This is a genomic window from Jatrophihabitans sp., from assembly GCF_035474675.1.
GTDB lineage: Bacteria > Actinomycetota > Actinomycetes > Mycobacteriales > Jatrophihabitantaceae > Jatrophihabitans_A.
The window spans coordinates 1-23374 of the sequence record NZ_DATINC010000051.1; the positions used below are offsets into that span (position 1 = coordinate 1).

Here is a 23374-nt window from a genome sequence, read left to right on the forward strand (position 1 = left end):
CACCCGGTCGCCGCCGCCGTTCTTGGCGGTGGACAGCGAGTTGTTCATGACGACGTTGTTCTGCCCGTTCGGGTTCAGCACGTCGGACTCGGGGAAGTAGTTGCCGATGATGATGTCGGGGTGGCCGTCGCCGTCGATGTCACCGACCCAGTCGGCGTCGGTGTTCCAGCGCGGGCCGTGGTAGCGGCCGTCCACCGACTGGTACGGCAGCAGCTCCTGCGGGTGGTAGGCGTCCATCGACAGCGTGGTGGCGCCGGCCTTGGCGAGGAACAGGATCGGCGTGCGGCCCCAGTAGGACACCAGCAGGTCCGTCCGGCCGTCGCCGTTGAAGTCACCGGGGTGGCAGGTGGTGGGAGCCATCGCGGCGTCCATCGGCAGCGGCTTGGCGTCCAGCACGAACGGGGCGAACCGGTCGGCGGCGGGCGCGGTCGGGGTGTAGGTGACGACCACCGAGTTGGTACGGGTGTCGACGAAGCACATGCCGTCCGAGCGCCCGTGGCCCACCAGGTCGTTGATCGCGATGCTGGCTCCGACCGAGGAGATCCAGGCCGAGATCTTGGCGTAGGCCCGGTTGACCTGCCGGATGGTGTTCATCTTCTGGTTCTCGTACCCCGCCGGCATGGCGATGGGCATTTCCTTGAACTTGTACTGGGTGGCCACCGAGTCCGCCCCGTAGGTAGCGACCCGGCTCTGCGCGACCACGTACAGCGAAACCAGGACTAACGCGGCTACCAGGCCGGGGACGAGTTTGCGGAGGCGTTCTCGGGATGCCGCCATGATTCACCCTTCACGAAAAGATCGACTGTCTAGGGGTAGGAGTAGGGACGTGCTGGAAAGAGGGGCGCAACGTGACACGACGCCTGGGGTGCCGTCCCTGCGCTCTGGCCAGGACAAGACCTCAGGCGCCGTATCGCCTGCCTGCTGTGGCGTGCCGGGGACGCTTTACACCGCCCCATCTAGCGACCATCCAAGGATGCGGTTCGAGGTGCTGGTGATCTTCTCTCCCCGTGCCCGGCTGCCAGGAACAAGGCTGTTTTATTGGCACAATCCCACATGCGATCAAGGGCATTCCATGGCCTCGCCGGGCGCCGGCAGCCGAAATCGGGCATGCCGGAACCGATGGATTGCAGGGAGGTATTCCGGGCGCTGCCGGGCGGCGCGGCGCTCAGCCGATCCGCAACCGGCAGCCCACCTGGCGGGCCACCGCCATGCTGGCCCACGAGGTGGCCGCCACCAGCGCCTCGTCGCCGGGCTGGTGCCAGCGGAAGGCGTCGATGACCTGCTGGTCGACCTGGTAGGAGGCGAGCGCGGTGAGCATCACCAGCCGGCCGGCGGCGCGGTCCTCCGGCGGCAGCGAGGCCACCTCGTCCTGCACCCAGGCCCGGCTCAGTCCCGGCGGCTGGCCGTCCCAGCCGGCCAGCCGCGCGTGCAGCGCGGCTCGCACCGAGGCGGGCACGTACTGCCGGCCGACTGCCTCGATGGCCGCGTCGGCCCGGGCGAACGCCTCGGCGACGTGCGGGCTGCCTGCCGCCCAGGCCAGGTCCTCCGACAGCGGGGCGGCCGGCAGCAGGTCCAGCGAGGCACCGGGCCGGTGGTCGGCCCGGGCGGCCGAGCCCATGAACCGTCCCAGCAGCCGCAGCGCGTTGCTCCGGGCCGGGCCCGGAACGTTCGGCGGCAGCGGGGAGTCGGCGAGGAAGATGTCGACCATCCGGTTCAGGTAGTGGAAGGTGACGGCCACGCCGATCAGCTCGGGCGCCTGCTCCCGGCTGAACGGCACCTCGGAAGAGCGGCTGTCCGGCAGGCTGGCCGACCGGCGCGCCCACTGGGCGACGGCGCGAATCCGGGGGTCGGGAATGGCGGCGAGGTCGTCGGCGGACACCGCCGCCCCGGTCGGGGTGCCGAGCAGGGCGGACAGCGTCGTCGCGTGCACCGTGATGCAGTACGGGCAGGAATTGCCGAGCGATACCGCCGCGGCGACGGCCTCCTTGGTGGCCCGCGGCACCAGGCCGTCGGCCAGCAGCGATTCGCGCAGCATCATCCAGCTGGCGGCCAGCGGCCCGGGTGCCGGCGAGTGCAGCGCCACCGGCGGGGCGAGCATCCCGAAGTCCTGCTCGGCCTGCCGGTAGACCCGGGCGACGGTGCCGTCGGGACCGCCGTCCGGGCGTACCGGTGAGACATGGCGGACCTGGTCCAGTGACCGGCGCAGCGCCTTCTGCAGCAGGGCCGTGACCATCAGCGCTCCTCGGGGAATGTGCGGAGTGGAGATGCCGCGCGGATGCTGATCGGAGGTCAGTCGCGGAGCAGTTGCGGAACCAGCTTGTTCGCCGCGGCGCGGGCACTGGTGCCACCGTGCGGCGCCGGCGCCCCGTAGCTGACGTTGATGCCGCGCTGCTGGGCCGCCCGCACGATCGCCGGCATCGCCCGCTCGGCGAGCGCGGCGATGGTGTTGGCCGGGTTGACGTTGAGCGCGCACGGCACCGCGGAGCCGTCGGTGACGAAGATGCCCGGGTGGCCGCGCAGCTCGTGGTTGTCGTCCAGCGCCGAGGTGTTCGGGTCGTCGCCGATCCGGCAGGACGCCAGCGGGTGCACCGTGTAGGCGCCGACCACGTCATTGGTCCACGGCATCACCTTGGCGATGCCGTCCTTCTCCAGGATGCTCTTGACCGCCGCGTCGGACTTGGCCCAGCCGCGCCGGGTGTTCTCGGTGGGCTCATAGCTCAACGGGCCGAGGCCGAACATCTGCTGGGACACCCGGATCGAGTTGCCGGTCGGCGGCGGCGGGCCGAAGATTCCCTCGTTGTCGTCCTCGGACATGGTGAAGGTGGTCAGCCAGGACTTCCAGTGCCGCATCATCTCCTTCTTCTCCCGGCCGAACCAGGTGTTCTTCCCGGGAGCGTCGGCGACCTGGGCCAGGATGGTGCCCAGCCCCGGCGGGAAGTACAGCTGTTCCAGGGAGAACCGCTCGTACTCCGGCAGCGAGCCGTCCAGCCAGTCCCAGCAGGCCGCCACCGGGCCCTTGCCGATCTGGCCGGCCTCGAAGGCGACGCCGTCGCCGCGGTCCAGGCCCAGCACGTCGCGCAGCCGGTCCTCGTTGAGCACCGCGGTGTTGAGCCGCTCGCCGTTGCCGGAGAAGTACTTGCCGACCGCGTCGGGCATCGGGCCGAGCTGCGGCGCCGAACGCATCAGGATGACCGGGGTGGCGGCGGTGCCGGCGGCCAGCACGATCAGCTTGGCGTCGATCGTCCCGCTGCCGGTCAGCTCCCGGTAGTCCACGTCGTGCAGGGTGTTGTAGTGCACCCGGTAGCCGCCGTCGTCGTTGCGGGTGATCTGCTGCACCTCGTGCAACGGCCGGATCTCGGCGCCGTGCGCGATGGCGGCCGGCAGGTAGTTCAGCAGCAGCGACCGCTTGGCGTCGAACTTGCAGCCCGACATCATCCAGTTGCAGTTGGTGCACAGCGCGGTGTCCACCGCGGCCGGCACCGGGTTGCAGGTGTGGCCGGCGTTGTTGCAGGCCGCCGCCCACACCCCGCCGGCGAAGGGCACGGTCTCCCACTTCTGCTTGCTGATCGGCAGCGCCTCGGCGACCCGGTCGTACCACGGTTCCAGGCTGTCCCGGCTGATCGCGGCCGGCCACATCCGGCGGCCGATGCTGCCCCGGCGCTCGAAGATGTAGCTCGGCACCCGCGGCATGGTGGCGAAGTACACCACGCTGCCGCCGCCGACGCAGTTGCCGCCGAGCACGCTCATGCCGTTGCCGACGGTGAATTCGAAGATCCTGGTGCTGGACGAGCCGAGCTTGAAGTCCTGGTCGTAGTCGTCGGCCTCCAGCCACGGCCCGCGCTCGAGCACCACCACCCGGGCACCGCCGGCGGCCAGGTGGTAGGCCGCGATCGAGCCGCCGAAGCCGCTGCCGATGACCAGGACGTCGGTGCTTTCGGTGCTCATGCGGGGCTCCCGGTCTCGGTGGTGTTGGGGTGGATCTCGGCGAGCTTGCGGCCGTAGGAGTAGTGCGGGAACCGCCACAGCCCGTCGGCGTCCGGCGGCGCGAAGCCGAGGGTGAGCAACCCGGGATGCCCGGCGGCCAGCGCGTCGACGGTGTGCATGTACGCGCCGGTGTCCCAGGCCATGTTGGAGAACATCACCAGGTTCACCCAGCCCTGCCGCTCCGGGTGTTCCCAGGCGGTCAGCTGCAGCACCAGCTCGACCCGGTCGTCGTAGTCGAGGCTGACGAACGCCGGCACCGACTCGTCGAGGGAGATGCCGTTGTCCTTGGCGTAGTTCTGCGCGTGGCCGTTGAGCATGCCGGCCAGGCCGCCCAGCCACTGCGACAGCCCGCCGGCATCGGAGTTCAGCAACTCCAGGGCGCCGGCGGCCACCGAGCCGCCGTCGGAGGAGACCCCCGCGATCGCCCGGTCGCCGGGCCAGCGCTTGTTGCCGGGAACGATGGTGTCGGCGAAGGCCTCCAGGGTCATCACCTTCGTCTGCTCCTCGTCCGAGGTAGCCGGTTCCATAACGTCTCTCCTGTCTGGACCGGAGCCGGAGCCGGAACCGGTCGGGGCTGAAACTGGCCGGGGGATCGGGCCGGTCAGCGGGCGAACTGGCCGGGCCGGCGGCCCTCGCCGGCCGGGCCGCGGTAGGCCTGGGCGATGTCGAGCCAGCGCTCGGCGTCCGGGCCGACGGCGGTGACCGCGAGGTCGTCGCGGTGCCGGCGCCGGGTGACCAGCAGGCAGAAGTCCTCGGCCGGGCCGCTGATCCGCTGCTCGGCGTTCTCCGGGCCGAACTGCCACAGCGCGCCGGACGGCGCGGTCAGCTCGTAGCGGAACTCCACGTCCGGCTTGGGCTCGTTGCGGGCCAGGTAGCCGAAGTCCCAGACCCGGATCGCGAAGGCGACCAGGAACCGGATCCGGTCGGTGCGCACCGGCCGGACGCCGAGGGCGTCGGCGATGTCCTGGCCGTGCGCGAAGGCCTCCATCATGCCGGCCATCATCAGCACCGACGGCGGTAGCGGATTGACCAGCCATGGCACCAGCTGGTCACCGGGCACCGACGACAGCGCCTTGACCGCGGTGTTCCGCTCGGCCTGCCAGCGGTCGAAGAGCACCTTGGGCGGGTCGGCGAGGTACTCGGCCAGGGCGTTGGCCACGTTGGCCGTGAAGTCATTGCTCAACCGGGTCATCAGGGCGCGGAAGGCGTCCGGATCGGAGCCTGCCAGGCCTGCCACCCGGAAGGTCGCTGCCAGGTGTGCGACCTGGTGCGCGATGGTCCAGCCCGGCGCCGGCGTGGGCAGCTGCCACTGCTCGTCGTCCAGGCCGGCCAGCATCGCGTCGACCTCGTCGCATTCTGCCGTCAGGGCCCCGGTGGGATCCGGTTGCTGGGTCACGTCTGCCCGTCCTCTCGCTACAGCCTGCTCGTACGGTGTCTTCTCCGGTTCCGAGCGTGCTGCAGCGCTGCGCCGAGGGTGTCTTTGCGCGTGCCGGAAGGCCGCGGTAGGGCTATCTGGAAGACGGGGGCAGCGGGGTGCGGACTGCGGCCTCGGGAGTTACTGGCCGGGGACGAACACCGCCCGCACGCAGCCGTCCCGGCGGTTGGCAAACAGCTCGTAGCCGTGCGCGGCCCTGGCCAGCGGCATCACGTGGGTGGCCAGGTGCCGGGTCTGCAGCTGGCCGCGCATCATCCGCTCCAGCAGCATGGGGATGTAGCGGTGGCCGTGCTGCTGGGCGCTGCGCAGGGTGAGCCCCTTGTTCATGACCGCACCCAGCGGAAACTTGTCGACCACGCCGCCGAAGACCCCGAGCACGAACACGCTGCCGCCCTTGCGGCAGGTGAAGATCGCCTCCCGGACCGCCAGCGGCCGGTCGGTGCCGGGCCGGCGCTGCTGCTTGAAATCGTCATAGCCGTACAGGGTGGCCGAGTTGCCCGCCACCATGCCGACCGCCTCGATGCAGACGTCCGGGCCGCGGCCGCCGGTCCGCTCGCGCAGCTCGGCCGGCACGTCGGTCCGGCGGTAGTCGAGCAGTTGCGCGCCGGTTCGCCGGCCGGTCTGCTCTAGCCGCTCCGGCAGGCTGTCGATGACGATCACCTCGGCGGCGCCGAGCGTTCGCGCGGCCTGGGCCGCCAGCTGCCCGACCGCGCCGGCTCCCCAGATCGCCACCACGTCGCCGGGCTTGACCCCGCCGAGCTCGGCGCCCATCCAGCCGGTGGGAGCCGCGTCGGAGGCGAACAGCGCGGTCAGGTCGTCCACCTCGTCCGGAATGGGGAACATGCCCTGGTCGGCGTAGGGAACCCGTACGTAGTCGGCGTGGCTGCCGGCGAAGCCGCCCAGCGCGTGCGAGTAGCCGAAGCACCCGGCCGGCGCGTAGCCCCACAGGCTCTCCGCCACCGCCGGGTTCGGATTGCCGTTGTCACACAGGGAGAAGAGCTGGTGCTGGCAGTACCAGCAGCGACCGCAGCTGATGAACGAGCACACCACCACCCGCTCGCCGACCCGGCGCCGGGTGACCGCGGAGCCGACCTCGACCACCTCGCCCATGAACTCGTGTCCCAGCACGTCGCCGGGACGCATGGTGGGCAGGTAGCCGCCCAGCACGTGCAGGTCCGAACCGCACACCGAGCTGTAGCGGACCTTGACGATGGCGTCGTGGGCGTTGAGCAGCTTGGGGTCTGGAACGGTCTCGACCGACAGCTGGTCCACCCCGGTCCAGCACAGTGCCTTCACACCACGCCTTCCTGGTCGGTGTCGTCGGTCATCAGGTCCACCAGCAGCCCGCGGGCCGGCCGCCGCCGGCCGGCCGGTTGCGGATGGATGCGGAGCACCTCGCCGACCTCGACCAGTTGCCGGGCGTGCTGCAGCGCGGTGCGAATCCGGCGGGCCGGATCCTCGCCCTTCCAGCCGGCGGACTCGGGCTTGTGCCCGGGCCGGGTGCGCGCCGACAGCTCGGTGCCGCGACCACCGGGCGCCGGTTCCAGCCGGGTCTCGACCAGGTCGCCGAGCTCGGCCAGCGGGGCGGGCAACCGGCCGTCCGGGGCGATGTCGTGCGATGGGGCCAGGATGGTCACGGTCTGCCACCGGAACAGGTCTGAAAGCGTTTCCTCTCCGAACTCGTCCGCCGGCGGGTGCTGCCGGGAAAGCCGGCGCCGGATCGCCCTTGCGGTAGCCGCGCCCGAGGACCGAAGGGCGGTAGCGATGTCGAAAAGCCTCATAACCTGATTCCTGGCCGGCGGTAGAGGGGCAGCCAGGGCCGACCGGTCGAGCACAGCCAGGCTTGCTCCCCACCGGGCGGGGTGCCCGGGGTCGTGCTCAGGGACATCCGGAGTCTCCGTGACCCTTCCGCTCCCGTCAAGGCTGCCGGTCCGGGGCCGGCCACCGTGGCGCGACGGACGGGCCGGCCCAGCGCGTCGTCGCAGCGAGGTACCACCGTCGTCCACTTCCTGCGTGCCTGATGCCGGTATTCCCGGGGCTGTCGCGTCCAACCCGTCGATCTTGCCCCACCGGGCCGCGGGCCGCACAGGCCTGTCGTGCAGCGGAACCAAAATGCCACGTGATCATTGACACAATGCCGCCGGGCCGGTGCCGCCGCCGGCCGCGGACCGGCCGAATCGAGCCCGGCCCGGGCCTGCGGCGGTGCCTATGATCGACCGGTGACCACCCGGGGGCCGGACCGCGTCTCGTCGCTGGCCGAGCTGGACGCCGAGGTCGTCGACTGCCGGGCCTGCCCGCGGCTGGTCCGGTGGCGCGAGCAGGTGGCGCGGGACAAGCGTGCCGCGTTCCGGGCCTGGGACTACTGGGGACGCCCGGTGCCCGGCTTCGGGCCGGCGGACGCGGCGATGGCGATCGTCGGGCTGGCCCCGGCCGCGCACGGCGCCAACCGGACCGGCCGGATGTTCACCGGCGACCGGTCCGGCGACGTGCTGTACGCCGCGCTGTACGAGGTGGGCCTGGCCTCCCAGCCGACCTCGGTCACCGCCGACGACGGCCTGTCGCTGCGCGGGGTGCGCATCACCGCGCCGGTGCGGTGCGCGCCGCCGGAGAACCGGCCCACCCCGGCCGAGCGCGACACCTGCCGGCCGTGGCTGGCGCGGGAGCTGCAGCTGCTGCGGCCGACGCTGCGCTCGGTGGTGGTGCTGGGCGGTTTCGGGTGGCAGGCCCTGCTGCCGGTGCTGGCCGCCTCGTCCTGGCGGTTGCCGCGCCCGCTGCCGGTGTTCGGCCACGGCCGCCGGGTGCGGTTGCCGGCCACCGACTCCGGACCGGAGCTGGAGCTGTTCGGGTGCTACCACGTCAGCCAGCAGAACACCTTCACCGGACGGCTGACCCCGGCCATGCTGCGCGACGTGCTGGCCCGGGCGGGGGCCGCCGCCGGACTGCTGCCGGCGCCGGACCGGGGAGCCGGCGATGGCTGAGGACCTGCCGGCGGCGGCGTCGCGCACCGCGACCGCCCTGGACCGGTTCCAGCGGCGGCACCGGTGGGCCGGACTGCCGCTGGCGGTGTTCTACAAGTTCCTCGACGACCAGGGCACCGTGCTGGCCGCGCTGATCACCTACTACGCCTTCGTCTCGCTGTTCCCGCTGTTGCTGCTGCTGGTCACCCTGCTCGGCTACGCCCTGCACGGCAACAAGCAGCTGCAGGCCGACGTGCTCAACTCCGCGCTCAGCCAGTTCCCGGTGATCGGCGAGCAGTTGCGGACCAACATCGACCCGCTGCACGGCCGGGTGCTCGGCCTGGTGGTCGGCATCGCCGGCAGCCTCTACGGCGGGCTGGGGGTGGCCCAGGCCTGCCAGAACGCCATGAACAAGATCTGGGCGGTGCCCCGCAACGCCCGGCCCAATCCGCTCAAGGCCCGCGGCATCAGCCTGCTGTTGCTGTTGCTGCTGGGCGGCGGCGTGGCGGCCACCACGGTGCTCTCGGCGCTGACCACCAGCGCCAGCGCCTACGGCAGCGACCTGGGGGTGGGCGCCCGGATCCTCAGCACGGTGCTGTCGGTGGCGGTGAACGCCGCCCTGTTCGTGGCGGCCTTCCAGCTGATGACCGCGGAGCAGATCACGGTGGGCCAGGTCCGCAACGGCGCGCTGGCCGCCGCGATCTGCTGGCAGGTGCTGCAGGAGGTGGGCACCTACTACATCAGCCACCAGCTCAAGGACGCCAGCGCCACCTACGGGGTCTTCGGCCTGGTGCTGGGACTGCTGGCCTGGATCTACCTCGGCGCACTGGTGATCGTGCTGTGCGCCGAGTACAGCGTGGTCCGGGCCCGCAAGCTCTGGCCGCGCAGCCTGCTCACCCCGTTCACCGACAACGTCCGGCTCACCGAGGGCGACCGGCGGGCCTACGCCTCCTACCCGATGACCGAGAAGCACAAGGGCTTCGAGACGGTCGAGGTCGAGTTCCACGAGCCGGACAAACCGGCCGGCAGCGAGGAGTCCCCGCCGCCGGAAAGCCCCCGCCAACCGGACGCCGGCTAGCCCGTCCGGTCCCTTCCGGGCGGGCGCCTCTTACCGATGGGAATCCGGCGGCCCGGAATCGTGGAGAACTCGCACTTCCGCTCCGAAAGGGGGCGACCCCGGCATAGCAACCCGGTGTCGATTCCCACGAAACAGCATCCGGTTACCGACAGACATTTCTGAAATCGCGATTACCGAAATTGGGTACGGGTTGCCGCAGACACGGCAGGCTCGGATATTTCCGACTTTCGTAGTCACTGGGTGGCTGACCCGGGCCGGGTCACCAGCTCCGGTTTATGCCGGCCGCGGCCCGCCGGCGCATGAGGTCCGACATTGCCGCGACCAACAGGCCCTCCAGATCGGAATCGGCCGTGGTCGCGCAACCGAGCGCGGCCTGGACCCCGGCGGCCGCCAGATCGGCCCGGAAACCGGTGCTCAGGAAGGCGCCGGCTTCGGGCCGGCCGACCGCGATCAGCGCCACGATCTGCCGGGTGCCGTAGTGGCCGAGCAGGTCGGCCGGACCCAGGCCGGAGGCGATGGCTTGCAGGATCTGGCGCTGCTGGCCGGCCTGGTCGGGATCGATGATGAGCAGGGCGACCTGGCCCGGCAGGTCGTAGAGCCGCTGCTGCACCTGCACCCGCCAGGCGAGTTCGGACCACAGGCCGAGCTCGGCGTCGAAGGCGTGCTCGGCCTGCACGGTATGGCGAAGCGCGCCGAGGTGAACGGCGAACAGGATCGGCAGCACGGCCACCGCAGTGGCCTGGTGCCAGGCCATGGCCAGTCCGAGCCCGGCACCCATGGCCTGCGTGCCGACCTCGACGAGGTGGGCCCGGGGGACCGCTGCCAGCATCCGCCAGACGTGCCGCTTTCCGGACGCCCGGATCAGCGCGGCGACGATGCTGATGTTCGTCGCCCAGAAGGTCAGGACGGCCGCCGGGATGGCCAGCATCCCCAGCGCCGGCCGGTGCAGCACGTAGCAGGCGAGCAGGCAGGACGCCGCGGTGCCGACGGTGCTGACGGCGTACTTGAGGGGACGACCGTTGCCCACCGCTCGGCGCGAGGGCCACTCGCCCAGGTTGACTACTATCACCAGCGCAACTATCAGCGGCGCCGGCAGCAGCATTGTGCCCGCGAATGTCCAGACCCCCAGCATATCGGGGACACGGTCTGACACCACGGCTCGCCGCAATACCTCTTTCCATCTGAGGCAGTGTGAATACGCCAAACTGAGCGCAGTCAAGAGCAGGAAGCTCTGTATCTGCTCAGTCATTCAGCGTGCCTGCCATACGTGTAAGGAGGTGTCTTTGCCGTGCTGGAAAACTACAACTGGCCCTCCGCATAAACGCGGTGCAGATAATGGCGAAAGGGCTCGGGACACCGGGGTGTGCCGAGCCCTTCGTCGCGTCGTGAGGGCCGCCTGCTGCGGCAAGGTAGCGATCATTCCGGGTCTGTGCTCGAACGGGGAAGGGGCCCATGATGCTACGGAACCGGCACCGGAATGGAGCGTGGTTTGCAAGGACAGCGGAGTTCGGGGCGGTGTTTCCCATCAATCGTTACAAACCGCACCCACTGGGTTCGAGCCTGTTTCCTACTGCTTGACAGGGGAATCCACTACGCGCCAGCCGGGAACGTCCGGCGTGCTGGCGGTTAGCCTTCGGCCTGCGGCGCCACGGCGTCCGGCGCGGTTGTCTCGTGCGCCGGCAGCGGTGCCGTCAGGCGGGACCTGGCCCGGTGCCGGCGCAGCGCGAAGACCGCCACCCCAACGATCACCGCCACCAGGATCGCCTGGCTGACCTTGCCGGCGTAGTCCTCCAGCCGGTGGTAGCTGGCCCCGGCCAGGTAGCCCAGCAGGGTGAAGCCCAGCCCCCAGATCAGCCCGCCGAGGGCGTTGAACAGCAGGAACTTGCGGTACGGCATCTGGGCGGCGCCGGCCATGCCGGGCATCACCGCGCGCAGGAACGCGGTGAACCGGCCCAGGAACACCGCCCGGCCGCCGTAGCGGTGCAGGAAGTGCTGGCCGCCGGCGATCGCGTTCTGGTGCTTGGCGAACACCCGGCTGCCCAGCACCCGGTGGCCGTAGCGCTTGCCGACCTCGTAGCCGACGCTGTCGCCGGTGATGGCGGCGGCCACCACGACCATCGCCATCACCGTCAACGACACCGAGTGCCGGTAGGCCAGCACGCCGCCGAGGATGACGGCGGTCTCACCGGGGAGCAGGAAGCCGCAGAACACCGCCGCCTCGCCGAAGGCCAGGCCCCCGACGAGGGCGTAGGCCGGGATTCCGGAGAAGTTCAGCACGGGCTCCACGATCGTGCTGGTCACGCTCATGGACACACGGTACTTCGAACTTCCCCCCACTGCCCCGGCTTTGTCTTGCTCAACCTCGGGTGCCGCGGCGGTGTCGATCAACCGGCCGGCTGATTGACCGGCTGCAGCCGGTCCCGCACCATGGACCGGCACCGGCCGGGATCCCGGCTGGTAGCCGCCGTGTCGCAGGAGAGGGGTGCCCGGGTCGATGCCACCGCGGACAGCAGCTGCCGGTCCGGCGCCGTCGGAGAGCCGGACCCCGATGCGCAACCGGGTCACCCCGTGGGGCGACATCGTTGCCATCGAGCAGCGTGGCGCCTGGCTCGGCAACCGCGGCATCCTGCACGAGGGCACCGACGTGGTGCGCTTCCACCGCAGCGACCTGTGGATCACCTGCCGGCTGCAGTACCGGGACTGGCGGCTGCGGCAGTGGGAGCCCGGGCACTTCACGGTGCTGTACTTCTTCGACGAGGCGGTCGCGCTCGCCGCCGGGCACCGGCCCTGCGCGCTGTGCCGGCGGGAGGACTACACCGCCTACCGCTCGGCCTGGGTGGCCGGGCACGCCGATGGCTGCGTCACGGCCGCCCTGGCGCAGTCCGTCCCGCCGCTGGCGAAGGAGATGGACCGCCAGCTGCACCAGGAGCGGATCGTGCGGGGCAGCCACCGCCGCCGGGTGCACCCGATGCCGTGGCCGGCGCTGCCCGACGCGACCTTCGTGGCCCTGGACGACGAGCCGCACCTGGTGCAGGCCGACCGGCTGCACCGCTGGAGTCCGCAGGGCTATGCCGCGCCCCGGTCCCGGCCCCGGACCGGCACCGCCGAGGTGATCACCCCACCGGCGACGGTGGCCGCGCTGCGCGGCGGCTACCGTCCCCAGGTCGACGCCGGCGCGCGGGCGGACTGAGCCGGCGGGGCCGGACCGGGTGCGCCAGACTGGGACGGGTGGAGATCCGGAACGTCGGCGTCGAGGAAGAGCTGCTGCTGGTCGAGGCCGGCGCGCACCGGCCCGCCCCGGTCGCCGAGGATGTCGTCGCCCGCTCGCCCCGGGACCGGCCCGGCGGCGATCGGCTGGTGGAGCACGAGCTGAAGCGGGAACAGGTGGAGATCGGCTCTCCCGCCACCACCTCGATGGCCGACCTGCACGCCGAGCTGGTCCGGCTGCGCCGGGCGGCGGCGGAGACGGCCGCGGCCCGGGGCAGCACCGTGGTGGCCGTCGCGACCAGCCCGGAGCGCAGCGAGCCGAGCACCACGCCCGATCCGCGGTATGAGCGGCTGACCGCCGAGTACGGCCTGCTGGCCCGCCAGCAACTGGTCTGCGGCCAGCACGTGCACGTCGGGACGGCCTCGCGCGCCGAGGGCGTCGGGGTGCTGGACCAGCTGCGCGGCTGGTTGCCGGTGCTCACCGCGGTGTCGGCGAACTCGCCGTACTGGCAGGGCCAGGACACCGGGTACCAGAGCTTTCGCAGTGTGCTCTGGGGTCGCTGGCCGACAGCCGGCCCGACCGAGGTGTTCGGCACGGTGGCGGCCTACGACGCGACGGTCGCCGAGTTGCTGGAGTCGGGAACCGTCCTCGACGACGGCATGATCTACTTCGACGCCCGGCTGTCGGTGCACTATCCGACCGTGGAGATCCGGGTCGCCGACGTGTGCACCGACGTCCGTGACGCGGTGCTGGTCGCGGCGCTGGCCCGGGCCCTGGTCGACACGGCGGCCAGCCGCTGGCAGGCCGGCGAACCGGCGCCGCCGATCCGTACCGTCCTGCTGCGGGCCGCGGCCTGGCGGGCCGCCCGGTCGGGCCTGGCCGGCGAGCTGGTCGACCCGCGCACCGGCAAGCCGGTGCCGGGCTGGCAGCTGGTCGGCGAGCTGGTCGAGCTGGTCGGGCCGGCGCTGGACCGAGCCGGCGACGCGCAACTGGTCGCCGACGGGCTGGCCCGGCTGCGCGCGCACGGCACCGGCGCGGACCGGCAGCGCGCCGCGTTCGCGGCGCGCGCCAGCCTGCGCGACGTGGTGGCCGATGCCGCCGCGCGCACGCTGCACGGCTGAGTCGAACCGGTCAGGCGAGGGCCACCAAGGAAACAGTGTTGTCCGGGTTGCTTACCAGCCGCCCGACCGGATCGCGCGCGCTACTTCTTCGAGGTGGCGCTGTCGAGCACCAGCGAGGTGCCGATCGCGGTCAGCCAGGCGTCCTTGGCGAACGGGGTGCCGGCCAGCGTCGGCAGCAGTCGCTCGTCGTGCAGGCCGGGAGTGCGCACGTACATGCCCAGCAGGCTGACGGAGTAACCGGTCAGCAACAGCCCCGCCAACCGGGCGCCGATCAACGGCAGCAACAGCACGCTGCCGACCGTGATCTCAGCGATCGCCAGGGTCTTGAGCAGCACCGCCGGCGGAACCGACTTGAACCTCGGGTAGGTCGCGCTGAACACGGCGTGCACGCCCTGTGCGAAGGCGTCGTCGCCCTGGAGCTTCAACCGGCCGGAGTGCAGGATCAGCGAACCGGCGGCTACCCGGCCCGGTGCTCGACGGATCTTGGCTGCTGAGAACACGGCGGCTCCTGTGAGGTCGACGAGGTTTCGAACGGTCCCCAGCGTGCCACGGTCGCAGCGAGCGACTATTCCCGTTATTGCCCTGCTGCACGGCCCGGTACGCGCTTCGGCCGGTCCGGCAATTCCGCGACAACGTCCGGCCGCGGTGCTTCCTAGACTCGCTGGAGCCGGTTCGGACCACCTCGTTCCTGTCCACCCCACCGCGCCGTCCAGTCCGCGTGCGGCATGCTGGTGCTTTCGCGCGTGAAGGAGGCAGGAACAGTGGCTACCCAGTCCCGCGAGATCCGGCTGGCCGCTCGCCCGCGCGGTGAGCCGGTCGCATCCGACTTTCTTCTGGTCGAGGTCGAGGTCGCCGATCCCGGTCCGGGCCAGGTGCTGGTGCGCAACCTGGTGATGTCGGTGGATCCCTATATGCGCGGCCGGATGGACGACCTGCCGTCCTACGCGCCGCCCTGGCAGCTCGGCCAGCCGGCCGAGGGGGCGGCGGTGGGCGAGGTGGTCGCCTCGCAGGTGCCGGACCTCCCGGTGGGCTGCCTGGTACTGCACCCGTTCGGCTGGCGGGACTACGCCCTGGTGCCGGATCGGCAGGCCGAGCGGGTCGAACCGGTGGCGGGGCTGTCGTCCTCGAGCTACCTGGGGGTGCTGGGCATGCCCGGGCTGACCGCCTACGCCGGGCTGTTCGAGGTGGCCGGCTTCCGTGCCGGGGAGGCGGTGTTCGTGTCCGGCGCGGCCGGCGCGGTGGGCAGCCTGGTCGGCCAGTTCGCCCGGTTGCGGGGTGCCTCCCGGGTGATCGGCAGCGCCGGGTCGGCCGCCAAGCTGCGCTTCCTGACCGAGGAGCTGGGCTTCGACGCGGCGTTCGACTACCACGACGCGCCGGTCCGCCAGCTGCTCCGGCAGGCCGCCCCGGACGGGATCGACGTGTATTTCGACAACGTCGGCGGCGAGCACCTGGAAGCGGCGCTGGCCTGCCTGAACCTGCACGGCCGGGTCGCCCTGTGCGGGGCGATCTCGTTCTACAACAGCACCGAACGGCCGGTGGGCCCGGCGAACCTGTCGGTCGCGATCGGCAAGCGGCTGACCCTGCGCGGGTTCCTGGTCACCGACCACGGCCACCTGCGCCAGGAGTTCCGCGAGACGGTCACCGGGTGGCTGACCTCCGGGCAACTGGTCGTGCGCGAGACGGTGGTGACCGGCCTGGACCAGGCGGTGCCGGCCTTCATCGGCATGCTGCGCGGTGCCAACACCGGCAAGATGGTCGTCCGGCTGGCGTCGGACCCGGCGTGAGGAGTGCCGATGCGTCGTTGAGCACAGTTTCCATCCGCCGCGGTGCATCGATCCGAATTGCTGTCACGCCACCCCAGGAGCACAACATGAACGCCTCTCTCGCCCGCCTGAACGAATCCCCGTTGACCGCCGCCGACCGCTGCGACCGCTGCTCGGCTCGTGCCGTGGTGGTCACCGTGACCCGCAACGGCGGCACCCTGCTGTGGTGCGCGCACCACTACGGCGTGAACGAGGCGGCGTTGCGCGCGGGCGAGGCGGTGGTGGTCCGCGACCAGCGGCCGACCCGGTAGCCGGGTCCGCCCGGCTGACGGCTAGGCCGGTTGACGGCTAGGCCGTGTTGACGGCTAGGCCGGCTGGCTGCCGGGCCGGTCCGGCGCCGGGCTGCTGAGCGGTGGGTTCGGCGCGCGCACCACGACCACCGGGCAGCTGGCCTCCCGGACGCAGTACTCGGCCACCGAACCGAGCAGCATGCCGGGGAACGCCGCCCGGCCCCGGGCGCCGACCACCAGCAGCGTGGCGCCGTCGGACTGGGTCAGCAACGCCGGCCCGGCCGGCCCCTCCACCACGTGCCTGGTGAGCGTCACCGAACCGGCGGCCACCGGGCTGTCGGCCAGCACGGCCTCGATCACCTCGTCCAGTACCGTGCCGGTCTCGGCGGCCAGGTCCGCGCCGGGCGGAATGCGGGTCAGGTAGTTCGGCCAGCGCCAGCTCGACACCGCGCGCAGCTCCGCTCCGGTCAGCGCGGCCTGGCTCAACGCCCAGCGGGCCGCGTCCCGGCTGGTCTGCGAACCGTCGATGCCGACCACGATCACCGGGGCCGGGCCGGTCATGGCAGGTCCCGCCGGGTGGTATCGGCGGTGGGTTCATCGGTCGGATTCGGCTCGATCCGCAGCGGGTTGACCTGGCGCCACAGCAGGAACAGCAGTCCGAGCACCAGCATCCCGATGCCCAGCCACAGGTTGATGTTGATCCCGCTGGCCTTCTCCCGCGCCGAGTCGGAGGTGAAGAAGCCGGCGATGGTGAGCATCAGCCCGTACAGGGTGAACAGGCCGCCGATCAGCAGCCTGATGTCGAACAGCTTGGACGCCGCGGACTGCGGCATGTCAGGGTCGGACGCACTGCTCGCCCGGGAGGCTGACGTCGCACCGGAATGGGGATCTGACATGGCTGCCTCTCAGGCGAAGATTATGGACAGGACGATGACGATGCCGATCGAGGCGGCCGCCAGCAGCTTCGGCGAGGCCCACCAGGCCGGCTTGGGCACCCGGTCCGGGTCGGGGGCGTTCGGATCGTGCACGCCCCATACCAGGCCGGCCAGCTCGCTGACCGGTTTCGGCCGGGTGACCAAGGTGACCGCGACCGTGACCACCAGGTCGGCGACGAAAGCCGTGATGGCGCCGTAGAAGTTCAGCATCTGCGCGTTGATCATCGAGTGGCTGGGATCGAAGACCTGGTCCTTGTAGAAGTAGGCGATGTGGTAGCCGGCGAAGTGCATCACGCCGGCGCCGAGGGTGCCGGCCACCAGGCCCCAGAAGCCGGCCCACGGCGTGGTCCGCTTCCAGAACATGGCGATGATGAAGGTGGCGAACAGCGGTGCGTTGAAGTAGGAGAACAGCAGCTGGATGTAGTTCATGATGTTGCTGTAGCCGCTGGCGATGAAGGCGGTGCCGATGCCGATCAGGATGCCGATCACGGTCACCACCCGGCCGACCCGCAGGTAGTAGCTGTCCCGGCGGCCGCGCACCACGTAGGTCTGCCAGATGTCATAGGTGAACACGGTGTTGAACGAGCTGACGTTGGCCGCCATGCCGGCCATGAAGGCGGCCAGCAGGCCGGCCAGCGCGATCCCGAGGGTGCCGTTGGGCAGGAACCGGTTCATCAGCAACGGGATCGCGTCGTTGTAGGTCAGGTCGTCGGTCTTGCCGAGGTTGGGGATCAGCACCAGGGCGATCAGCCCGGGCAGGATGGTCAGCGCCGGGATGAAGATCTTCGGGAACGAGCCGATCAGCGGGGTGCGCTGGGCGGCCGACAGATCCTTGGCCGACAGCGCCCGCTGCACCTCGGCGAAGTTGGTGGTCCAGTAGCCGAACGACAGCACGAACCCCAGGCCCATGACGATGCCGATCCAGTCGCCCAGCGGGTTGGTCCAGTGCCCGACGTTGGTGCCCGACCAGGTGGAGAAGGAGTCCGGCCCGAGCGCGGTGTGGCTGACCTTCTCCTTCAGCCCGCTGTAGCCGCCGACGTCCTTCAGGCCGATGATCACCAGCGGAACCAGGCCGGCGACGATGACGAAGAACTGCAGCACCTCGTTGTAGATCGCCCCGGACAGCCCGCCCAGGGTGATGTAGGCCAGCACGAACAGCGCCGAGATGACGATGGAGAACCAGATCGGCCAGCCGATCAGGGCGTTGATCACCAGGGCCAGGGCGTACAGGTTGACTCCGGCGGTCAGCACCGCGGCGGCCGCGAAGCTGCCGGCGTTGAACAGGTGGGTGGCCGGGTTGAACCGGCGCAGCAGGAACTCCGGCACCGTCCGGACCCGGGAGCCGTAGTAGAACGGCATCATCACCACGCCGAGGAACACCATCGCCGGCACGGCGCCGATCCAGTAGAAGTGCAGCGTCGACATGCCGTACTGGGCGCCGTTGGCCGCCATGCCGAGGATCTCGATGGCACCCAGGTTGGCCGAGATGAACGCCAGCCCGGTGACCCAGGCCGGCAGCGACCGGCCGGAGAGCAGGAAGTCCTCGCTGGTGGCGACCGCACGCCTGGCCAGCACCCCGATCCCGACGACCAGCAGGAAGTAGATCGCCAGGATGGTGTAGTCGAAGAAGTTGACGTCGAGTCGTAGCACTGGACCGCCTCTCCGGCGCCGCGCGGCCGCGGCGCTGCCCGAAATTCGATCCGGGCGAGGCAGGCGAGCTAACCCCTCGACGGGCCGGCGGACCGGCCGATGCGGCACGCAGCGTCAGCGCACCCGAACGAGGCTGCCGGTTTGAGCCTGCCTGCGAACCTACTCAGACCGGCACCATTTGCAAGCGGGCCGCGCTGTGGCTCACTCCGGCCAGGTGTGCACCGGCTCGTTGCTGTGCATGTGCTCGACGTAGCGGCCGAGCATCTCGCGCAGCGAGTCCCGGCGGTCCAGCGGCCGCTTCTCGTCGTCGAGCCGGTGGAAGGTCTGGACCTGCCACTCGGCGCCGTTGACGTGGCTGGTGCAGCGCTGCTCGATGATGCCCAACAGCCGGTCGCGCACCGCCGGGTCCACCCCCCAGCGGTCCAGCCCCTGGTAGGCCATCGGCAGCAGCCGGCGCAGCACCAGTTCGGTGGCCGGCACCTCGCCGAGGCCGGGCCAGTACAGGTGGGCGTTGATGCCGTGCCGGGCGCCGGCGTAGAAGTTGTCCTCGGCGGCGGCGAAGGACATCCGGGTCCAGACCGGCCGGTCCTCCTCGGCCAGCATCCGCAGCAGGCCGTAGTAGAAGGCGCCGTTGGCCAGGATGTCGACCACGGTGGGGCCGGCGGGCAGCACCCGGTTCTCCACCCGCAGGTGCGGCTTGCCGCGGTAGACGTCATAGACCGGCCGGTTCCACCGGTAGATGGTGCCGTTGTGCATCCGCAGCTCCTGCAGCCGCGGGGTGTCGCCGCGTTCGAGCACCTGGACCGGGTCCTCGTCCTCGCAGATCGGCAGCAGCGCCGGGAAGTAGGTGACGTTCTCCTCGAACTGGTCGAAGATCGAGTTGATCCAGCGCTCGCCGAACCACACCCGGGGCCGCACGCCCTGCGACTTCAACTCCGCCGGACGGGTGTCGGTGGCCTGCTCGAACAGCGCGATCCGGGTCTCGCGCCAGAGCTCCTTGCCGAACAGGAACGGCGAGTTGGCGCCGAGGGCCAGCTGCACCCCGGCGATGCTCTGCGCGGCGTTCCAGTTGCGGGCGTAGTCCTGGGGGCTGACCTGCAGGTGGAACTGGACGCTGGTGCAGGCGGCCTCCGGGGCGATGGAGTCGGCATAGGTGGACAGCCGCTCCGGCCCGTCGATGGCGATGTGCAGGTCCTCGCCGCGGGCGGCGAAGATCTGCTGGTTGAGCAGCGCGTAGCGGGCGTTGGCGCTCAGCACGTCGTGGGTCAGGTCGGCGGCGGTCAGGGTCGGCAGGATGCCGATCATCACGATGTGGGTGCCCTGGCTGCGCGAGCGTTCCTCGGCGTCGTTGAGGCTGGCCCGCAGCGCGGTCTCCAGCTCCCGCATGGTGGTGCCGGCCAGCTGGCGCGGCGGGACGTTGATCTCGATGTTGAACTGGCCGAGCTCGGTCTGGAAGTCGGGGTTGGCGATCGCCTGCAGCACTGCCGCGTTGCGCATCGCCGGGTCGTGCTTGGCGCCGATCAGGTTGAACTCGATCTCCAGGCCGGTCATCGGCCGCTCGAAGTCGAACTTCGACTCGGTCAGCATCCTGGCGAAGACGTCGAGGCAGCGGCGTACCTTCTCCCGGTAGCTCTGACGGTCCTGCCGGGTGAACTCCATGCTCTTGACGTCGTCACCCATGCCAGGCACCTCCTGCTCGTCGAGCGCTCTGCTAACAGCTTGGCAGAATTCGCCGCTCCAGGTCGAGGATGGCCGATCCGGCTCCGCCGCGGTGCAGTCCATCCTGCTCAACTGCGGCGTGCTGCAGCGCGGCCCGGGCCGCGCCGCTAGGGTCAACCGGTGATGACTGCTACCACCTCCGCCGCCCCCGCCGGGCCGCTGGTCGACGCCGTGGGCGTCACGCTGCGGCTGCAGGACCGGCATGCCCGGCTGCGGGGCGTCCGGCTGTCCCAGGACATCCGGATTCCCGGTGACCAGCTCGACTTCCACTACCGGCGCGGCTGGTGGCGGTTGCGGGTGCCGCGGCCCGCGGTGGACCGGATGGAGTACCTGCTGGAGCTGCGTCACCCGAACGAGGGCCGCGAGACCATTCCCGACCCGGCCAACCCGAAGCGGGTGGCCGGAGCGTTCGGCGACAAGTCGGTGATCGAGTTTCCCGGCTACCGGCGCCCGGAGTGGCTCTCCCGGCCGGCCGTGCCGGCCAGCGTCACCGAGCTGGCGATCGGCAGCCGGCAGCTCGGCAGCACCGTCCGCGGCCTGCTGTGGTCGCCGGAGCTGCTGCCCGCCGGCGAGCCGGCGCCGCTGCTGGTCGCCAACGACGGCCCGGAGTACGCCTCACTGGCCGGCCTCACCGCCTTCGCGGGGGCGCTGGTCTCCGAGGGCCGGCTGCCGCCGCTGCGGGTGGCGCTGCTCGCGCCCGGCGACCGCAACCGGTGGTACGCGGTGAGCCCCGCCTATGCCCGGGCGCTGGCCGGCGAGGTGCTGCCGGCGCTGGCCGAGCAGGCGCCCGACACCGTCCGGATCGGGATCGGTGCCAGCCTCGGGGCGCTGGCGATGCTGCACACCCACCGGCTCTTCCCCGACGCCTTCGACGGGCTCTTCCTGCAGTCCGGCAGCTTCTTCGACGTCCGGTTCGACGCGCACGAGCGGCGGTTCTCCCGGTTCGGACCGGTCAGCCGGTTCGTCCGGGAGGTGACCCAGGCGGTGGCCGACCCGCGGCCGGTCCCGGTCCGGATGACCTGCGGCACGATCGAGGAGAACCTGGCCAACAACCAGGCGATGGCCGCGGCGCTGGACCGGCTGGCCTACGACGTGCAGCTGGCCGAGGTGCGCGACGTGCACAACTACACGGCCTGGCGGGATGCCTTCGATCCCCACCTGGTCGACCTGGTGAAGGCGGTGACCAGCCAGTGAGGCGGCACGAGGAGCAGTTGTCCGGGCACTCCTTCAGCGGCCGGGTGGTGGCCTACGGCCACTATGGCCGGCCGGTGCTGGTGTTCCCCTCCGAGCAGGGCCAGGCCTACGACTTCGAGAACAACGGGATGATCGGCGCGGCGGCCGACCTGGTGGAGGCCGGCCGGGTCAAGTTCTACTGCGTGGACAGCGCCGACCGCCACACCTGGTCCGACACCGGCGTGCCGACCGAGGAGCGGGCCCGCCGGCACGCCGGCTACGAGTCCTGGGTGCTGGACCAGGTGGTGCCCTGGATGTCGGCCGACAGCGGCGGGGTCGGCGAGTTCGTCACGCTGGGCTGCAGCCTGGGCGGCTTCCACGCGGCCAACTTCGCGCTCAAGCGGGCCGACCTGTTCCCGCTGGCGATGTGCCTGTCCGGCAACTACGACCCGTCGACCTGGCGGTCCTGGGGCGAGCTGGGCATGCAGACCTACTTCAACAACCCGATGGCCTACGTCGCCAACCTCGAGGGCGACCACCTGGACTGGTTGCGCGGCCGGCTCAGCATCCTGCTGGTGGTCGGCCAGGGTGCCTGGGAGGTGCACCCGACCCAGTCGCTGCCCAGCGCGAAGGCCTTCGCCGAGGTGCTGGCCGCCAAGGGCATCCGGCACGAGCTGGACCTGTGGGGCTACGACGTGCCGCACGACTGGGGTTCCTGGCGCGCCCAGCTGGCACACCACCTGCCCCGATTCTGTTGACGTAGCTCGACCTGGCAGAACTGACGGAACTCGACGACGGAGGCCGCATGACTGAGACGACGCACCTGATGGGTCTGCTGCTCGGTACCGAGGAGGACTGGCCGACCGCGTTCGAGTCGATCGTGCGGCGGCTGGGCTCGGTCGGCACCGGGGCCAATGCCGAGCACCTGCACCACTTCGACGTCGAGCGGGTCACCATCGAACCGTTCAACCTGCGCTACAAGCCGCGCTACGACCTGGTCATCGACCGGCTCGCGTACTGGTACTACGTGCCCCGCGAGTGGTTGAAGAAGGCCGCGCTGATGGACGACGTCTACCTGCTCAACAGCCCGTTCACCTTCCAGAGCATGGAGAAGCACGCGGCCTACTGCGCGATGATGCGGCTCGGGCTGAAGGTTCCCGAGACCGTCCTGGTGCCGTACAAGAACGCGCCGGACCACGCCAAGTACGCCTACACCGCCGCCCGGTACAACAAGCCCTTCGACCTCGACGTGATCGCCGAGAACATCGGGTACCCGATGTTCATGAAGCCCTACGACGGCGGCGCCTGGGTCGGGGTGAGCCAGATCCGCAACCGCAGGGAACTGCACCAGGCCTACGACGAGTCCGGCCAGCGGCTGATGCACCTGCAGAAGGCCGTCGACGGCTACGACGTCTTCGCCCGGAGCTTGTCCATCGGCGCCGAGACCATGGTGATGAACTTCGACCCCGGCCAGCCGATGCATGCCCGCTACTCGATCAGCCACAACTTCCTCTCACCCGACGTGGGCGACGAGGTGATCACCATCGGCCGGCTGGTCAACGCCTTCTTCCGCTGGGAGTTCAACTCCTGCGAGACGCTGATCAAGGGCGATGACGTCTATCCGATCGACTACGCCAACGCCTGCCCGGACGTAGCGCTGACCAGCCTGCACTACTACTTCCCGTGGGCGATGACCGCGCTGGTGAAGTGGTCGGTGTTCTCCACCGTGACCGGGCGCAAGCCCCGCTACGACCTGGACACCCGGCGCTACTTCGACATCGCCGACCGGCAGGAGCTGTCGTATGAGGAGAAGCTGGCCGCCTACCGCCAGCTCGCCGACAGCTACTTCGACGTCGAGCGCTACCAGGAGTTCTGCGCCAGCCGGCTGGCCAACCTCGACGAGGTGGTGCTGGAGTGGGTGGCGGGCCCGGACTTCGACCAGTTGCTCGTCGACACCGTCCGCTCGACGTTCCCCTCGCACGAGCACGACCACTTCATCGCCCACTACCGCGGGCTGCTGGGGGCCTGGGTGCATGACCAGCAGTCCGCGGCCTGAGGCTG

23 protein-coding genes are annotated in these 23374 nt (G+C 70.8%); 9 read left to right on the forward strand and 14 right to left on the reverse strand.

What is annotated here, in order from left to right:
- The 7 genes from VLJ82_RS05710 to VLJ82_RS05740 form a co-directional block, all read right to left on the reverse strand.
- Positions 1–777 (reverse strand): FG-GAP repeat domain-containing protein (locus VLJ82_RS05710; protein WP_408662361.1); only part of this gene is annotated, 777 nt, incomplete at its 3' end.
- 388 nt (positions 778–1165) lie between these two features.
- On the reverse strand, positions 1166–2233 hold the full coding sequence (locus VLJ82_RS05715) for a carboxymuconolactone decarboxylase family protein (RefSeq protein WP_408662362.1): 1068 nt from the start codon (positions 2231–2233) through the stop codon (positions 1166–1168).
- A 56-nt stretch (positions 2234–2289) separates the two neighbouring features.
- On the reverse strand, positions 2290–3945 hold the full coding sequence (locus VLJ82_RS05720) for a GMC family oxidoreductase N-terminal domain-containing protein (RefSeq protein ID WP_408662363.1): 1656 nt from the start codon (positions 3943–3945) through the stop codon (positions 2290–2292).
- Positions 3942–4511 carry a DUF5987 family protein gene (locus VLJ82_RS05725; protein WP_408662364.1) on the reverse strand — a complete coding sequence of 190 codons (570 nt, stop codon included), beginning with the start codon at positions 4509–4511 and terminating at the stop codon, positions 3942–3944. The genes VLJ82_RS05720 and VLJ82_RS05725 overlap by 4 nt, the downstream gene beginning before the upstream one ends.
- A gap of 74 nt (positions 4512–4585) precedes the next feature.
- Complete coding sequence (locus tag VLJ82_RS05730) at positions 4586–5380, reverse strand: TIGR03084 family metal-binding protein (RefSeq protein WP_408662365.1); 795 nt, start codon at positions 5378–5380, stop codon at positions 4586–4588.
- A gap of 159 nt (positions 5381–5539) precedes the next feature.
- Complete coding sequence (locus VLJ82_RS05735; RefSeq protein WP_408662366.1) at positions 5540–6715, reverse strand: zinc-dependent alcohol dehydrogenase; 1176 nt, start codon at positions 6713–6715, stop codon at positions 5540–5542.
- Complete coding sequence (locus VLJ82_RS05740) at positions 6712–7056, reverse strand: hypothetical protein (protein WP_408662367.1); 345 nt, start codon at positions 7054–7056, stop codon at positions 6712–6714. Before VLJ82_RS05740 ends, VLJ82_RS05735 begins: the two co-directional genes overlap by 4 nt.
- A gap of 582 nt (positions 7057–7638) precedes the next feature.
- On the opposite strand from VLJ82_RS05740, the gene VLJ82_RS05745 reads away from it, so the two are divergent.
- The gene (locus tag VLJ82_RS05745; RefSeq protein ID WP_408662368.1) at positions 7639–8397 is read left to right on the forward strand and encodes a uracil-DNA glycosylase; all 759 of its coding nucleotides are present in this window, start codon (positions 7639–7641) and stop codon (positions 8395–8397) included.
- Positions 8390–9454: a YihY/virulence factor BrkB family protein gene (locus VLJ82_RS05750; RefSeq protein WP_408662369.1), complete on the forward strand. Its 1065-nt coding sequence runs from the start codon at positions 8390–8392 to the stop codon at positions 9452–9454. Before VLJ82_RS05745 ends, VLJ82_RS05750 begins: the two co-directional genes overlap by 8 nt.
- 259 nt (positions 9455–9713) lie before the next feature.
- Here the strand turns inward: VLJ82_RS05750 and VLJ82_RS05755 are convergent, their stop codons facing one another.
- Both VLJ82_RS05755 and VLJ82_RS05760 read right to left on the reverse strand, forming a co-directional pair.
- Positions 9714–10703 (reverse strand): hypothetical protein, encoded by a 990-nt coding sequence (locus VLJ82_RS05755; RefSeq protein ID WP_408662370.1) that lies wholly within the window; start codon positions 10701–10703, stop codon positions 9714–9716.
- A gap of 377 nt (positions 10704–11080) precedes the next feature.
- Positions 11081–11761 carry a DedA family protein gene (locus VLJ82_RS05760; RefSeq protein WP_408662371.1) on the reverse strand — a complete coding sequence of 227 codons (681 nt, stop codon included), beginning with the start codon at positions 11759–11761 and terminating at the stop codon, positions 11081–11083.
- A gap of 241 nt (positions 11762–12002) precedes the next feature.
- On the opposite strand from VLJ82_RS05760, the gene VLJ82_RS05765 reads away from it, so the two are divergent.
- Together VLJ82_RS05765 and VLJ82_RS05770 are read left to right on the forward strand one after the other, a co-directional pair.
- On the forward strand, positions 12003–12644 hold the full coding sequence (locus tag VLJ82_RS05765) for a hypothetical protein (RefSeq protein WP_408662372.1): 642 nt from the start codon (positions 12003–12005) through the stop codon (positions 12642–12644).
- Positions 12645–12682: 38 nt separating this feature from the next.
- Entirely contained in the window at positions 12683–13783 is a 1101-nt protein-coding gene (locus VLJ82_RS05770) for a glutamate--cysteine ligase (protein ID WP_408662373.1), read from the forward strand.
- 80 nt (positions 13784–13863) lie between these two features.
- Here VLJ82_RS05770 and VLJ82_RS05775 read toward each other — a convergent pair whose 3' ends face one another.
- On the reverse strand, positions 13864–14283 hold the full coding sequence (locus VLJ82_RS05775) for a hypothetical protein (RefSeq protein ID WP_408662374.1): 420 nt from the start codon (positions 14281–14283) through the stop codon (positions 13864–13866).
- 225 nt (positions 14284–14508) lie between these two features.
- Here VLJ82_RS05775 and VLJ82_RS05780 point away from each other — a divergent pair, with 225 nt between their 5' ends.
- Positions 14509–15567 carry an NADP-dependent oxidoreductase gene (locus VLJ82_RS05780; protein ID WP_408662375.1) on the forward strand — a complete coding sequence of 353 codons (1059 nt, stop codon included), beginning with the start codon at positions 14509–14511 and terminating at the stop codon, positions 15565–15567.
- An 86-nt stretch (positions 15568–15653) separates the two neighbouring features.
- Positions 15654–15857, forward strand: coding sequence for a DUF7455 domain-containing protein (locus VLJ82_RS05785; RefSeq protein ID WP_408662376.1), 204 nt, complete (start codon positions 15654–15656; stop codon positions 15855–15857).
- Between the two features lie 54 nt (positions 15858–15911).
- On the opposite strand, the gene VLJ82_RS05790 is transcribed toward VLJ82_RS05785, so the two are convergent.
- The 4 genes from VLJ82_RS05790 to VLJ82_RS05805 all read right to left on the reverse strand — a co-directional run bounded on the left by VLJ82_RS05790 (position 15912) and on the right by VLJ82_RS05805 (position 20101).
- On the reverse strand, positions 15912–16397 hold the full coding sequence (locus VLJ82_RS05790; protein WP_408662377.1) for a universal stress protein: 486 nt from the start codon (positions 16395–16397) through the stop codon (positions 15912–15914).
- Positions 16394–16669, reverse strand: a complete 276-nt coding sequence (locus VLJ82_RS05795; RefSeq protein ID WP_408662378.1) for a hypothetical protein — start codon at positions 16667–16669, stop codon at positions 16394–16396. Before VLJ82_RS05795 ends, VLJ82_RS05790 begins: the two co-directional genes overlap by 4 nt.
- Positions 16670–16741: 72 nt before the next feature.
- Positions 16742–18421 carry a sodium:solute symporter family protein gene (locus VLJ82_RS05800; protein WP_408662379.1) on the reverse strand — a complete coding sequence of 560 codons (1680 nt, stop codon included), beginning with the start codon at positions 18419–18421 and terminating at the stop codon, positions 16742–16744.
- 201 nt (positions 18422–18622) lie between these two features.
- Entirely contained in the window at positions 18623–20101 is a 1479-nt protein-coding gene (locus VLJ82_RS05805; protein WP_408662380.1) for a glutamate-cysteine ligase family protein, read from the reverse strand.
- Between the two features lie 162 nt (positions 20102–20263).
- On the opposite strand from VLJ82_RS05805, the gene VLJ82_RS05810 reads away from it, so the two are divergent.
- From VLJ82_RS05810 to VLJ82_RS05820, 3 genes are read left to right on the forward strand one after another with little or no spacing between them, the layout of a single operon-like run.
- Positions 20264–21334 (forward strand): alpha/beta hydrolase, encoded by a 1071-nt coding sequence (locus tag VLJ82_RS05810; RefSeq protein WP_408662403.1) that lies wholly within the window; start codon positions 20264–20266, stop codon positions 21332–21334.
- Positions 21331–22071: an esterase family protein gene (locus VLJ82_RS05815; protein ID WP_408662381.1), complete on the forward strand. Its 741-nt coding sequence runs from the start codon at positions 21331–21333 to the stop codon at positions 22069–22071. The genes VLJ82_RS05810 and VLJ82_RS05815 overlap by 4 nt, the downstream gene beginning before the upstream one ends.
- 47 nt (positions 22072–22118) lie before the next feature.
- Positions 22119–23369, forward strand: a complete 1251-nt coding sequence (locus VLJ82_RS05820; RefSeq protein ID WP_408662382.1) for an ATP-grasp domain-containing protein — start codon at positions 22119–22121, stop codon at positions 23367–23369.
- The last annotated feature ends 5 nt before the right edge of the window (positions 23370–23374 follow it).